General features: G+C 61.5%; 12 protein-coding genes. 6 read left to right on the forward strand and 6 right to left on the reverse strand.

The genetic code is table 11. The features are described from left to right. Positions 1 to 297 precede the first annotated feature (297 nt). Both FJ404_17535 and FJ404_17540 read left to right on the forward strand, forming a co-directional pair. Complete coding sequence (locus tag FJ404_17535) at positions 298 to 942, forward strand: hypothetical protein (protein ID MBM3824659.1); 645 nt, start codon at positions 298 to 300, stop codon at positions 940 to 942. Between the two features lie 18 nt (positions 943 to 960). Next, positions 961 to 1,548, forward strand: a complete 588-nt coding sequence (locus FJ404_17540; GenBank protein ID MBM3824660.1) for a hypothetical protein — start codon at positions 961 to 963, stop codon at positions 1,546 to 1,548. A 9-nt stretch (positions 1,549 to 1,557) separates the two neighbouring features. On the opposite strand, the gene FJ404_17545 is transcribed toward FJ404_17540, so the two are convergent. After that, the gene (locus FJ404_17545; GenBank protein ID MBM3824661.1) at positions 1,558 to 3,156 is read right to left on the reverse strand and encodes a hypothetical protein; all 1,599 of its coding nucleotides are present in this window, start codon (positions 3,154 to 3,156) and stop codon (positions 1,558 to 1,560) included. Between the two features lie 673 nt (positions 3,157 to 3,829). On the opposite strand from FJ404_17545, the gene FJ404_17550 reads away from it, so the two are divergent. The 3 genes from FJ404_17550 to FJ404_17560 are packed head-to-tail and all read left to right on the forward strand — an operon-like array spanning position 3,830 to position 6,303. Continuing rightward, positions 3,830 to 4,531, forward strand: coding sequence for a TlpA family protein disulfide reductase (locus tag FJ404_17550; GenBank protein MBM3824662.1), 702 nt, complete (start codon positions 3,830 to 3,832; stop codon positions 4,529 to 4,531). Between the two features lie 15 nt (positions 4,532 to 4,546). Further along, the gene (locus tag FJ404_17555) at positions 4,547 to 5,458 is read left to right on the forward strand and encodes a hypothetical protein (GenBank protein MBM3824663.1); all 912 of its coding nucleotides are present in this window, start codon (positions 4,547 to 4,549) and stop codon (positions 5,456 to 5,458) included. A 2-nt stretch (positions 5,459 to 5,460) separates the two neighbouring features. After that, a complete protein-coding gene (locus FJ404_17560; protein ID MBM3824664.1) occupies positions 5,461 to 6,303 on the forward strand; it encodes a hypothetical protein in 843 nt (280 codons plus the stop codon). A 39-nt stretch (positions 6,304 to 6,342) separates the two neighbouring features. Here FJ404_17560 and FJ404_17565 read toward each other — a convergent pair whose 3' ends face one another. The 4 genes from FJ404_17565 to FJ404_17580 all read right to left on the reverse strand — a co-directional run bounded on the left by FJ404_17565 (position 6,343) and on the right by FJ404_17580 (position 10,321). Then, entirely contained in the window at positions 6,343 to 7,653 is a 1,311-nt protein-coding gene (locus tag FJ404_17565; GenBank protein ID MBM3824665.1) for a Gfo/Idh/MocA family oxidoreductase, read from the reverse strand. 1 nt (position 7,654) lies between these two features. Next, positions 7,655 to 8,875, reverse strand: a complete 1,221-nt coding sequence (locus FJ404_17570; protein ID MBM3824666.1) for an alcohol dehydrogenase — start codon at positions 8,873 to 8,875, stop codon at positions 7,655 to 7,657. A 48-nt stretch (positions 8,876 to 8,923) separates the two neighbouring features. Further along, positions 8,924 to 9,571, reverse strand: coding sequence for a response regulator (locus FJ404_17575; GenBank protein ID MBM3824667.1), 648 nt, complete (start codon positions 9,569 to 9,571; stop codon positions 8,924 to 8,926). A 375-nt stretch (positions 9,572 to 9,946) separates the two neighbouring features. Then, positions 9,947 to 10,321: a sulfurtransferase gene (locus FJ404_17580; protein ID MBM3824668.1), complete on the reverse strand. Its 375-nt coding sequence runs from the start codon at positions 10,319 to 10,321 to the stop codon at positions 9,947 to 9,949. A gap of 461 nt (positions 10,322 to 10,782) precedes the next feature. Here FJ404_17580 and FJ404_17585 point away from each other — a divergent pair, with 461 nt between their 5' ends. Further along, positions 10,783 to 11,262 (forward strand): hypothetical protein, encoded by a 480-nt coding sequence (locus tag FJ404_17585; protein MBM3824669.1) that lies wholly within the window; start codon positions 10,783 to 10,785, stop codon positions 11,260 to 11,262. Positions 11,263 to 11,464: 202 nt separating this feature from the next. Here the strand turns inward: FJ404_17585 and FJ404_17590 are convergent. Next, on the reverse strand, positions 11,465 to 13,423 hold a 1,959-nt coding region (locus FJ404_17590; GenBank protein ID MBM3824670.1), incomplete at its 5' end, for a hypothetical protein.

Consider the following 13,423-nt stretch of genomic DNA (forward strand, 5'->3'; position numbering starts at 1 on the left):
GATGTTGCCGGTGATGCAGGTAGGGCGCGTCCGTCCCGGCGCGCCGCCGGAGCATGATGTTTTGCATCCCGTGGGCGGCGGGTTGGGACAGGCCCGCCCTACCAACAACATCGGGATACACGAATGGGAACATGCGAATGATCAATTTTCTCGCGCCTTCCATCTCAGAAGGTTATCTCCCCTTCTGTGCGGCTGCGCGTTCTTCAACTTCGGATCTTTGCCTTATGCTGGAGCTTCGTCCTCGCTCCCGGCACCAGCCTGATCCAGGGCCAGACTGAGACCCAGCCCGTTTCGTTCATGCGCGAGGTGGCGCCGATTCTCAAGGATCAGTGCGTGTCCTGCCATCGGGCGGACAAAGCCAAAGGCGGTTACCGTCTCCACACGTTCCGTGCCCTGACCACACCCGGCACCAGCGGAGAGAGGCCGATCGTTCCGTCCCATCCCAATTCCAGCCACCTCCTGGATCTACTCACACGCACGGACTCCGAGGATCGCATGCCTCAGGACGCCGATTCGCTTCCTCCCTCCTCCATCGAGCTTATTCGACGCTGGATCGAGCAGGGGGCTGTGTTTGACGGACCCGATCCCGAGTCACTTTGGACGAGTGCCTTGGGTCCCGCCCTCCACCCGCCGCCTCCCTTGCGGTATCCCTTTCCCTGGCCGGTATCCGCGGTCACTTTTGACGCGGCGGGCGAGCATCTGCTTACGTCCGGCTATCGCGAGGTGCGAGTCTGGGAAGCGGGGAATTGGAAGCTCGTCCGGCGTTGGACCAATCTGCCGGAGCGCGTTTTGGGGATCGCGTTGCATCCGCAATCGTCTTGGGCGGCAGTGGCTGGCGGGCTGCCGGGGAGGCTGGGGGAAACGCGATGGATGGACGTGTCATCCGGACAATTCGAACGGGTGTTGCACACGGGCGTGGATGTATTTCTGTCGTCCGCCTGATCTCCTTCGGGAGAACATTTGGCGGTGGGCGGGAGCGATGGCACCATTCGGCTTACTCCATGGCGCGGCTCCGAATCGACACGGGTCATCGAGCAGCACTCGGACTGGGTTCTCGCCGTGGCGTTCAGTCCCAACGGGGAGTGGGTGGCGTCCGCGAGTCGGGACCGTTCCGCCCGTGTATTTCGCGTGGCTAATGGCGAGATGATCTCCGCATTTCTTGAGCATGGAAAACCCGTGCAGGCGCTCGTGTTTGACGCCTCCGGCGAAAAGGTTTTTTCCGGAGGCAAAGACAACGCCCTGCACGTCTGGTCGGTGAAAGAGGGCAAGAAACTTGGAAGCGCGGCGGGATTCGGCGGGGAAATCCATGCTTTGGCGCGCGTGGAGGGTCGGGTTTATAGCGGGTCGGCGGATGGCAAGGTCCGATCGCATTCGGCGGAGAATTCCCCTGGGACCACCGTTGTATTAGACTGCGGTTCGCCGGTGCTGGCTCTGGCTCATGACGCGCGGGGAAGGCGCCTCGCTTGCGGAACTCAGAACGGAGAGGTTTGGGTCATCGAATTGGGAAAGCAGGGGAGTCCGGTCCGACTGCATGCGGGGAGGAATTAGCCGATTTCCCTATGGCTTCTCCAGCCGGTAGAGGAACTTCTCATTGCGGATGAGGAGGGATTTGGCGGCGACGGCGTGGGAGGCCATGGCTTGGCCGGGCAGCGTGTTTGCCGCCAGCAGAGAGAATTGTTTTCCGGCTGCGAAGACTGAAGTGACGCCGTTCCGGCCCGGAACATAGATGCGTCCGTCGGCGTGGAGGAGGGACGCGTTGTGGTCGCCTCCCAGGCGTTCCCGGTAGTGTTCCTGGCCCGTTTTAGCGTCAAGACAGGTGAGCATGCCGCCGGAATCGGACACGAAATAGAGTTCATCCCCGACGAGCACGGGTGAGGACATGGTCGGGACGCCTTTCGCGTAACGCCAGGCGATGGACGGGGGTTGCCCACCGCCGTAGCGGATGGCCAGCATTTCGGGCCGCATAAAACCGGTGCTTAGAAAAATCATTCCGTGTCCTGCCACAGGCCTGGCGGAAAGCGAGAAACCGAGCACGCCATATTCGAGTTTCCACAGTTCGCGTCCCGTAGCCGGATCGTAGGCGTAAAGCCAGTTCGGTCCGGGCGAAATCAACTGATCGGTGCCATCCACCGGGAGGAGGACGGGGGTGGCGTAGGATTTCTTAAGCTGAGGATTGGCGTGGGTGGATCCGGAGCGGTCTGTTTTCCAGGCGAGGCGGCCGGTGGTCTTATCCAAGGCGACGACGAACTGGCGGTCGCTGCCGTCCATGTGGAAGATGAGCAAGTGACGCCAGAGAATGGGCGAGCTGCCGGGTCCGTTTTCGTGCTGGATCTTGAATTCGCCGTTCCACCAGAGGGTTTTTCCTGTTTGGGTGTCCACGCAAACGGTGCCCGAGGCGCCGAAATGGGCGTAGAGCCGTCCGGCTTCGAGGACCGGCGTGCAGGAGGCGTAGCTGTTGAGTTTGTGGACCCATTGCGGTTCGCGTTCGGAGAAGAGGGAAAGATCATGCTCCACCTTGCCCGAAACTCGATTCACGCAGACGGCCCGGTATTCAACTTTCTCGAGCAGGGTGAGCGGTTGGTCGCTCGTATTGGCTTTGAGTCTTCTCTCGGTCTCTTCCGGGCTGGCCTGTGTTTCGATGGCGGTCGTCAGCCAAATCTGATCACCGGCGACGACGGGCGAGGACCAACCGCGGCCCTCGATGGGGGTTTTCCAGACCACGTTTTCCTTTTCGCTCCAGCGCAGGGGCAGACCTTTGGAGGCGGCATGGCCTTGTCCGCCGGGTCCGCGCCACTCGGTCCAATCGGTGGCCTGGAGCCGGGCCGCGGAGGACACGCCGAGGCCGATTGAAAGGAGGCAGGAGAGGAAGCGGAATGGGCGTTGAGCGATCGAACGGGCTGGGGTGTGGAACCATGAGAGTCGCATATTGGGCTTATTGAACTCATCCGCGGAGAAGAAGCAATTCCGGAGAGAGAGGCGGTGGAGGCCGATGGCGGGTGCCCGAAAGCCCGGCCCATGAAGGACCGAACCCTCTCCCGAGGCAAGGGCGCGCGGCCCGTGCATCGCGAAGTTGTCTGAAGTGTGGCGCAGACTGCCCAGCCTGCCGTATCGCCGAAGGCCTGTCGGCGTGGCGGGTGAAGAACGAGGCCCTCCCATGCTCTCCACGCGCCGGGTTCCCCTCGTCGCCCCGCTGGCTGGGCAGCCTGCGAAACAGCAGACAGGGCTGTCTGCGTGACCATGACAACGCGGTCACCGACAACCTCTGGATGCGCCGGCGCGCGGCGTTTTTGCCGCTTCAGGCTTGGCACCGCAGTCGATTCGGGCATGATCACGGTCTGGGGATTGTCTGCCCCATGATGCGGCCTGAGGTCCGCGCTCCGGGCGAAGCGTTTGCGCCACCTCACCACGGTTCTCACTCCTCGTCGGGAGCGCTGCTCGCCGAGGCTGGGCTGCGCTACTCCAGCGCTTCGAACACCAAGCTGTTCATGAGCCGGGCACGCATCGTTCGAATAAATCCGATGGCCGGGAATAAAATCGTTACGTTCCGCTCTCATGGGTAAGGCATGAATTTCAGACCAAAATTGAAAAGGCCGATGACGCTTCATTGCGGGATCCGGCGGATGGCGGCGATCGGACTCCTGGCTTTGGCTGGCTTGGGGGGGGCGGGATGTGAGTCGACGCGGGCGAGCCAGCACCGGCTGCTTTCGAAGCCGAACATGGTTTTTTCGGATTCCATGGTCTTCGCGTATGCTTCCCGGCTGGGGCCGCAGTTGGAACCGGGAGCCTCCGTCAGTGGCGGAGCTCAGAACTCGGGTTGCAGTTCTTGCCGATGAAACTCCATTTTCGAACCTCCCCGGGCACGTTGGCCGACTGGAAGGCGGCCCGCTTCACGTTGGCCTTGTTTCTGTTTTTGTCGGTCATGGCGCAGGCTGCGGCCCCGCCCGCTTTTGTTTTTACTCGATGGAAGACCGGGGAAGAAGTTCGCCTGGCCGATTTTGCGGGTAAAATCGTGGTCTTGGATTTCTTCGCTTACTGGTGCGGTCCGTGCAAGAAGGCCTCGCGTGAAATTGAGCATTCGATTGGCAAACACTACGCCGATCAGCGGGGTAATCCGCACGGGGTGCCCGTGCAACTGCTCTCGGTGACCATTGAGCAGGCCAAACCAGAGAGGACGGACGAGTTTATCAAGGAACTGGGGTTGGCTGCGGTCGTGTCTGATCGGGACGGGACGTGGATGGAGAAGTACGGGTTCGCGGGCGCTCCGGCCATTGTGGTGATCGACGGCACTCGTTCGCCGCAATTCAAGGTGGTCTATCGCTATGAGGGTTATGAAGGGACGAAAAAGATGCGTTCGGTGATCGACGCGATCAAGGCTCCTCAACCGAAGGCTTCGCGAACGTCCGAACAGGATTCCATGATGGCGACGGGGGCTCCGGTGCAGCATCGTCTGGAGTGGGCGGTTGAGGGGTTGGTGGCGGATGATGTTCGGCTGGGTTCCTCCGCGGCGAACTACATTTGGCGCCAGGGATAAACTGAGTTGAGGGCCGTGTTGTCGCATTTGGCCCATGAGATCGAGTACGAGCCGTTTACGGCATTTGATTTCCTGGGCTACGCGGCGGAGGTAAAGCAGGAGCAATGGGCCGGGCAGGGCGGCTTACGTCATGCGTGGGCGGAGCGTTGGACGGCCAGTGCCACGGCGGGGGTGTATGAGGCGTTTACCGATTATCGATCGATGTGGCTGGCCACGTATTACCGCCAGCAGTTTGAGTTTGTTCCGGGTTACGAGGAGCCGAATCCCCGGGGGAAGAACGGGCAGGCGTCGGTTCGATGGGAATATTGGCCGGCGGCGGGTTTTCTTGAAGCGCGTTTTGCTTACGCGAACGACCGCATTGCACCGGGTTGGGAGATGGATGCCTTGACCGGAGCTTTGCACCGGGGGCGTGAGCAATTGCACACCTACGCCCCGGGGCTTGCGCTGGAGCATGTCTGGACTCGGCGCGTGCGCACCCTCAACGAATTTTCTCTGGCGAACACTTCGGGCCGCGAGGTCCGGTATGGTTATCGCGGATCCGTGAACGCCGCGCTGGGAGAAAGATGGGTTCTCCGCGGGCAGGGGGGGTACACGCACGAGGAACCCCGGCTGCGGGCGTGGTACGCGGGAGCTTCGCTGGACTTTGAGTTGACTCCGAAGTGGTTGATCGGAACCCAGGCCCGCTATTACAAGGACACGGGGGAAATCGAGAACAGTTTCTTGATTTCGACGGCTGGACCCGGACTGGAGACATGGCAGGCGGGCATGAGCTTGCGTTATGTGGGCGAACGCGCCTCGTTTCAATTCACGGTCGCGCCGCTCCGGGCGGACTACGAGCCTGTGCCGGTGGGCACGCGGCCCTTCACGAATCTTTACCAGGATCGAACCTGGATTCTGGCCCAAGCATCCATGGCGGTTACCTTTTAGTTATGACGAAGTACTTTTTTCTGGCAGCGGCGGTTGGCGTGTGGGGACTGGGCGTGGCCGCTTACGGCGCGACGCTGAAGGTGGGGGACACCGCGAGCGACCTCAGTTTCGTGGCCCGGCAGGCCTTTACGACGCCGGCAGGGAAAATGGTGTCTCCGGGAGACGCGGTGCGCATCAGCGATTTCGAAGGCAGCGTCGTTTTGCTCGAATGGTTTGCGGTGTGGTGTCCCTTTTGCGTGGCTGCCGTCCCTCAGGTTGACCAACACATTGCCAAGTATTATGGCACGCGTGGCGGCAACCCGCAGGGAGTCCCCGCGGTCCACGTCGCCGTCAACCAGGAGGCGCGTTCGTTTTACCAGACTTCGACGGATGCCTTTGTGGCGCGGCACGGTTTTTCCATGGCGGTGAACGACTACGATGGTTCCAGCGTCAATCGCCGGCGATTCAAGTTCCAAAACAGCGGCCAGCCTATTTTTGTGGTGATCAGTGCCTTGACGAATTCCTCCACGCACAAACCATACGAGATTCTGGTCAATCATTTGGGGTATGGGGACACTGATTTCGTGCAGGAATTGTCGGGTTTTCGCGCCCGCATCGATCAGGTGAAGCCGGCCGCCGCCGCGGTTCAACCGGCGGTCTTGAGCGGGCCGTTGAGGCGTCCCGACGGTACGTTCGAGTTCAAGATCGAAGCCACCGCTGGACGAGCCTATCGGGTGGAAACTTCGACGGATCTCATGCAGTGGCAGTCGCTTGCCGTCGTGCAGGGCTCGGGCTCGGCTCAACTTTTCCACGACCCCAGTTCGAGCGTGGAACGAAGGTATTACCGGGTCACCGCGGAACCTTGAGCCCGGCCGAGGCGATGGCTTCGTGTCACGGTTGACGGGTCACACCGTCGGATAAACCCAGGGGGAGCGGTAGGGGCGGCTGAGGTAACGATTCGCTTCGGGATCGTTGAGGATGGATTCGGTGGAGGCGTCCCAGTCGATGCTGCGGCCGATTCGCCAGGAGACCATCCCCAGCAGCGGCAGGACGGACGAACGATGGGCGTGTTCGATGCCCGCAATGGGGCTGCGTTTCTTGTCGATCGCCTCGATGAAATCGGACCATAAAAGGGCGATATTATGGCCGTCCGGCTCCTGCAACTGTGAGTCTTGGTGTTCCTGTTTGCCGTGTTTTTGGGCGGGATAGAAGGTCCACCCGTCGCGCCAGCCGACATGAAGAATACCTTGGGTGCCGTAGTAATAGGCGCCGATGCGATGTTTTTCGGTCGCGTTGTCGGCGAAGCGGCGATGTTCCCACACGCAGGTGAACTTCTCGAATTCGAACGTGGCCACCTGGTGGTCTGGCGCGTCGGAGGTCTGCTGCTGATCATTGAGGACCGCCGGTCCTCCCGCGGGGCGTCCACCCGTGCAAAAAACGCGGCGGGGGTATTGCCCGCCATTCCACCACATGACCTGATCGAGCCAATGCACGCCCCAGTCGCCAAAAGTTCCGTTGGCGTAGTCCAGAAAATTGCGCCAGCCCCCCGGATGCAGCTTTTTGTTGAACGGGCGGACCGGTGCCGGGCCGCACCAAAGATTCCAGTCCATGGATTTGGGCGGCTCTTCGTTGGGGCTGGGGTTTTCCCGACCGCCCCCGCCGTGGGCGAAGAGCCTGACCATGCCGATGTCCCCGACGGCGCCGGATTTGAGGAAGTTCATGGCGCTGACGTGGTGGGGTCCGATGCGGCGGTGCAATCCCACTTGAACCTGTCGTCCGGCCTGGCGGGCCGCAGCGAGCATGGCCCGGCTTTCGTTGATGGTGTGGCCGGTGGGTTTCTCGACGAAGACATGAGCGCCGGCTTTCAGGGCGTCGATCGTGTTGAGCGCGTGCCAGTGATCGGGCGTGGCGATGATGACGATATCCGGGCGCTCCTTTTCGAGCAATTGCCGGTAGTCCTGGTACGGTTTGGGGGTGTCGCCGCAAAGATCGTTGACTTGTTCAGCGGCGACCTCGAGGACCTTGGTGTCGGCGTCGGCGAGGGCAACCACTTTGCAGCGTCCGGACTTGATGGCTTCCTTGAGAATGTTTTTTCCCCACCAACCGGAGCCGACGAGCGCGGTTTTGAATTTGGCGGAGGGTTCGGAGGCACGGATCCAGGGAGCGGTGCCCAGCGCGAGGGTGGAAGCGGCGAGGAAGGTCCTTCGTTTCAGCATGCTATTTCGCGAGGTTGACCGCCACCAGATCTCCGTTGCCGCTGCGGCAATAAACCTTGCCGTGGGAGAGCACGGGCGCGGTCCAGCATTTGCCGCCGAGAACCTGGGCGCGGGCGGTGGGTCTGAATCCGTCCGGGGAGGCGGGTGCAACCAGCAGTTCCCCCATGCTGCTGACCCCGATGATGAAACCATGGGCGATGATTAATCCACCCGTGCCGAAGTTTTTGGACGCCCATTTTTCCGCGCCCGTTTTGAAATCGAGGCATTTGAGCGAGCCTTTGTCGCCGGTGTCTCCGTCCGGACCATAGAGATGGCCCTGATAAAGGACGGCGGCGTTCAACTGGGTGCGCAAGGCTTTGGATTTCCAGACCGTCGCGGGTTCGCCGCCTTGGAGCCGGATCAGGGCGGAGCCTTTGCCGTAACCGCTGGAAATGAAGACCGAGTCTCCGTCGATGATGGGGTCGGCGGCGTTGACGCCATATTCCGTGGTCCATTTGTAGCGCCAGATTTCTTTTCCGGACTTGAGATCGACGCCCACATAAGACTCGCCATTGGAGAGAATCCCGTGCCAGTCGCCACCGTAGCGATAGGGCAAGGGAGTGGAATAACCCGCGTCCTCATTGGACGATTTCCAGACCACGCGTCCGGAATTCTTGTCGAGCGCGAGGCCGGCCTCGCCGACATTGAGGATGAGCAGGTCTTGGTGGATCAAGGGGGCGCCGGTATAGCCCCAGGTGGGAATTTTGAAGCCGGTTTCTTTCTGGATTTGTTTCTGCCAAAGGATCGTGTTGGCCGAGGCGTCGAAACAGAAGAGTTCTCCCCATCGGCTCAGCCAATACAATCGGTTTCCGTCGAAGGTGGGGGTTCCAGTGGTGCCGCCCTCGTAGTATTTGTCGCCGAGTTGGGCGGGGTAACTTCGTTTCCAAAGTTCCTTGCCGGTGGCCGCGTCGAAGCAGAACACGGTGTCCTGATTGTTCGCGTGGCCGGCGGTCGCAAGTTTGCCGCCCGCGACGACCATGGAAGAGTAGCCGAGACCGACCTTGGCTTTCCAAGCGATGGCGGGGCCTTGATCGGGCCAGGAGGAGGACCAGTTTTTTTCCTCGCTGATCCCATTACGATGGGGACCCCGGAATTGAGGCCAATCGAGGGCGAACAGGGGAGCTGTTGTGGACAGGAGCGTTGCGGCGGCAAGAAGCGTGGAGACCGAAGTCCATTGGATCATAGCACGGAAAGGAAGCATGGCGAGAAGCGAGGTTGGAGGAATTGGAGGTTAATCTTCCGCGTCCTCGCCACTGCCGGGGTCGTAGGTTTCCCACTTCGGATAGACGCTGGCAGGAATCTCACCTCGTCGGATGAGTTCTTGCAGATCGCGAATGATCGTTCGGCGGGCAACTTTGAATTGGCGGGCGAGAGCGGAAATGTTCGGACGGTCGTCTTTGGACGCCACCAGGTCGCGGATTTTCGTTTGGCGGCTCAACCGGTCGGTGGACCTGCTGAGGAGATCTTCGATATCCACGCGCCGGGATCGTTCGAGTGATTCGAATTGTTTGACCACCTCGGTTTCGCCGCATTCCTGGAGGGCGGTTTCCACGGTGCGCTTGAGATCATGGAGATCGAGAGGTTTGGTCAGGCAGTAGTGGGCGCGGCGCGGGCCTTGCAAGGCCTCCATTTGCTCGTGGGCTTCGAGAGCGCCCGAGACGATGACAATCGGGACGTGGGGAAGGAGTTCTTTCAGTTCTGCGAGGTAATCCAGCCCGAGCTCGCCCTCGTCCAGAATATGATCGAGGATGATCAGGTTCGGCACTTGCTTGGCTGCGAGGGCCAGAGCGCCGCGGGCTGTGGTGGCGCGAGCGACCTCGAACGACGATAGAGCCTCCTCATAAAGCTCGTACTGCAGGTCGTCGTCCTCGACAATCAAAAGGCGGGGTTTTTTGACAGGAGGATTCATGATCGATTCGCGGTCCTGGAGGCAAACTCATGCGGAGCGAGGGACCCGTGGGATGGTCGGACGCCGAGCCGGCGGGGGAGCAAAAGGATGACCTGAGTTGGCGGCTCGAACCTATGGGGCGCCGGTTTCATGAGGTGAGCTCAGATTAACCTCGGAAAGGGGCGCGACGCAAGCGCGGGAGCACGTTTACCAGCGATTCCCATTTTGGGGAGCGCGGCTATTTCGGAGGCCCGTTGCCGCATGCGGACAGGTCAGAAGACTCCAGACTTTTTAACGTGCGGCGGCGGATCGAAGGACGACCCAGGCGCGTCCGGAGCGAAATGAGAACTACTGAATGTTTACGGGTCAGGCGGGAGCTTTGACAGGCCATCCGGCGGCGGTCATGGCTTTGTAGCCGCCGGCGATGGAAAAGACGTTCCGGTAACCCATGCGCTGCGCCGCGTCACAAGTCAACGCGGAGCGAAACCCGCCGCCGCAATACATGAGGACTTCAATCGCCGGGTCCGGGACGGTTTTCTCAAGGTCGCGTTCAAGGATGCCCTTGCCCAAATGCAGTGCCTCCACAGCATGGCCTTGGGTCCATTCGTGATCTTCCCTCACATCGAGGAGGATTGGTTTGGGGAGACGAGCCAGGCGCTGCCGGGCTTCCTCGACAGAGATTTCGCGGACGCGCGATTTGGCGTCATCGACCAGTTTGAGAAAACCGGGTGAATGCGTCATGCCCGGAGTCTGGACTTTCGAACCCAATCGAACAAGCGCGAGATTGTGCACTGATCGAAGGGTGGTGCCTTGGCACGATGCCGGTGGAGCGCGGCTGTGTCCGAAGGATCAGCCGCAGCAATGTTGCTTGGCATGGGCTCGACGATTGTTCCTCCCGCGTCGAAGCCGCGACCCGCTGCGGCTGGCTTTCAGCACCGCCGCGCTCCGAACGCTTCCCGCTTGCGAGAAGGACGAAGCCCACGATTTAGAGCATGACCGCAGCGTTCATCCGCTTTGGCCATCGCGGGGACGGCGGGGTGAGGCTGGGCGACTCGGGCTACAGCCAAGATTGCCGATCCATTCGGGTTGCACGCATCGTTGCCTTGTAACCACGGTTGCTTTTTCTCCGTCTTGCTGGATTGAACGGTGGCGCCTCGGTCTCATGTGGGATCAGGGCGGCGCCGGATGAAAACTGCATTTTTATGAAAATCACTCGAATGATGGTGTTGTTGGCCTTGGCGGCGTCGATGTCGCTGGGGGGATGGGCTCAGGAAGCTGAAAAGCCGAAACAGGACGGTCCGGCCGCCGAGCGTGGTGAACGTTCGCGTCGGGGTGAGGGACGTGGACAGGGGCAGCGTGGGGATCGTTTGGCGCAACTGTCTGAGGCCCTGAAATTGACCGATGAACAGAAGGGGAAACTGAAGCCGGTTTTGGAAGCTCAGCAGGCCAAGTCGAGGGAGTTGCGTCAAGACAGCGCGCTGACTGCCGAAGAGCGCCGGAACAAAAGTCGGGCGGTGCGGCAAGAATTCACGGCCAAGATCAAAGAAATACTCACCAAGGAACAACAGGAAAAATTCGACAAGCTGCAGGAACAGGGACCGGGACGTCGCCAGCGTCAAGGCGGTGACGGTCAAGGGGGCGGAGAACGTCCGCAACGGCGGCGGCAGCAGCAGGCGCAATAGCGGTCGGGGGGATTCGTGGCGCCGCGCCAGCGATGGGCCTTGCGAGCAGTCCAAGATCGCGCCGGATTCGCCGAGTTGCGAGCAGGTGGTGATGTCGGTTTCGCCCCGTCACGCCGTGCTCCTCGGACCCAGATTTCGACGGGATTCGATTTCGCAAGCCGATCGGGGCCGGACCGGTTGGTGGAAGCGCGGCGGCATGGACTCAATACAGCGCGATCGCCCGGCCATAGCCCCCGCGCGCGCCCGCGATCTTGATGGGTGCGAAAATGAAGTAGGCACCCTTTTCGGGAATGGACTTGAGATTCGTGAGGAATTCGACGGGCAGGACACCCCGGCTGGCTGCCAGCCAGTACAACATCAGCGCTTTCTTCGGATTCGCTCCGCCCAAGTTGGGAGCGTCCGTGCCGACACAGCGAACGCCTTTGCGTGCCAGATACTCGATGGCCTCCAGAGTGGGTGAAGGCCAGCCCTCGGCGGTGCCAGAGAGCGGCGCGGCCATGAGGCGGTCCACTTGAGGCAGTTCCGGCAACGTCGCAAAATGGCGGTCCGTGTATCCGGATCGGAACAGGACGACGTCTCCGGGGCGGATGGGTCCATGGCGCGATTCATCCGCCGCCAGATGCTCAACGGTGATGGCGGGAGAGGCCGGCCAATCCTTTGGTTGAGTCGTACCGGTCAAGGAAGAGACATCGATGACACGGGCTTCACCCATCATGGATTCGAGCGGAAGTTTTTCGACGGTGAGGTCGCTGAAGCGCCGGGGACCGTGCAGTCGTTCATATTCCGCGAGGGTATTCCGGACCTCGGCGGAATACTGCGAATTTTTGAAGCCCTGGGGGGGCAGGGAGAAACTGGGTGGCACGACGTGCGTTCCGACTTGGGCATCCATTAAATGAGTGCGGGCGAAGTAGGGTCCGCGCAGTTTGCTGAAGGGATTCAGAGTTTTCGCGATGTAGCGGGGCGCTTCCTCCCCGGGCCCATGTCCGGGCCAGGTCACAGGCAGATCTTCGTCGAGGGTGACCGAGAGATCCGCGACCCGCTTTTCGCGGGCGCTCTTGATCAGCCGGGCCGCCAGCCGGGGTTCGGTAATGGCGAGGGCGCGGCATTCTCCCCCGGATCCACCGGCGTGCTTGGCGGGCAGAAAGGCGTGGAAAGCACCGGTGGAAGGAAGCGGGCCCAGGCCCGTGAGGCATTCGGTCCAGATCATGCCGAGTTTGCCGCCGGCTTGGTGAGTGGCCACGGCGAGATCGGGCAGGGGACCCATGCTGGCGCCGTCAAGTCCCAGCATTTTCACCCCGCGCGAACCCAGGTAGGTCATGGTATCCGCGACGGGCGCGGGCCAGCCCGGGGTTTGCTTGCGCAGAGCGGTTTGCACGAAACGTTCGCCCCCGGGAAAAGCCTGATAATAGCGATCCGAGTATCCGCTGCGGAAGAGTACAGCGTCGCCGAAGCCGAGCGGACGATGCTTTTGTTCCCAGGCCTGGACGAGGGAAGGGGTGATGAGGAAGCTGCCGCCATTGGTCGCCTGGTCGCGTTGGGGGGTGACATCGATCACGCAGGCTTCGCCGCAGAATTGCCAGGCGGGAACTTTTTCGGAGGTGACGAGTCCCATCGGGCCGGCGCCGGGCAACCCGGAATCGGGTGGAGGCACAAAATGAGCCGGGGCGTCCCACTGGGTGCCCGTGTGTTCATCGATGGCGATGAGGTCGCGGTGATAGGCGCCCGGCCCAAACGTCATGACCGGAGTGACCGAATGTGGCATCATCCCGACCGGCCACACGCAGGGCAGTTTGGGGCTGACCAGAAGGGAGAGGTCATGCACCCGGGAAGGTGCGGATGAAACCCCTGGTGTGAGGGTGCCTAACAGCAGGGGAAGAAGAGCTCGGGCGAGAGCCGAGCGAAGTCGCCAGGAGTGGGGAATACGGGCGGACGGAGGAAAACACTGCCTATTGGAAAAGGGAGTTTGCATGAGTGGGAGGGTGGAGCGTTCGGGTGGCGTCCAAGTCAACACTTGGCGGCGAAGGCTCGTCAAGCCGTGCGTCCGCCCGTGTATCCCGATGTTGTTGGTAGGGCGGGCCTGTCCCAGCCCGCCGCCCACGGGATGCAAAACATCATGCTCCGGCGGCGCGCCGGGACGGACGCGCCCTACCTGCATCACCGG

The sequence above is a fragment of the Verrucomicrobiota bacterium genome (assembly GCA_016871495.1).
In the GTDB taxonomy this organism is placed as follows: domain Bacteria; phylum Verrucomicrobiota; class Verrucomicrobiia; order Limisphaerales; family VHDF01; genus VHDF01.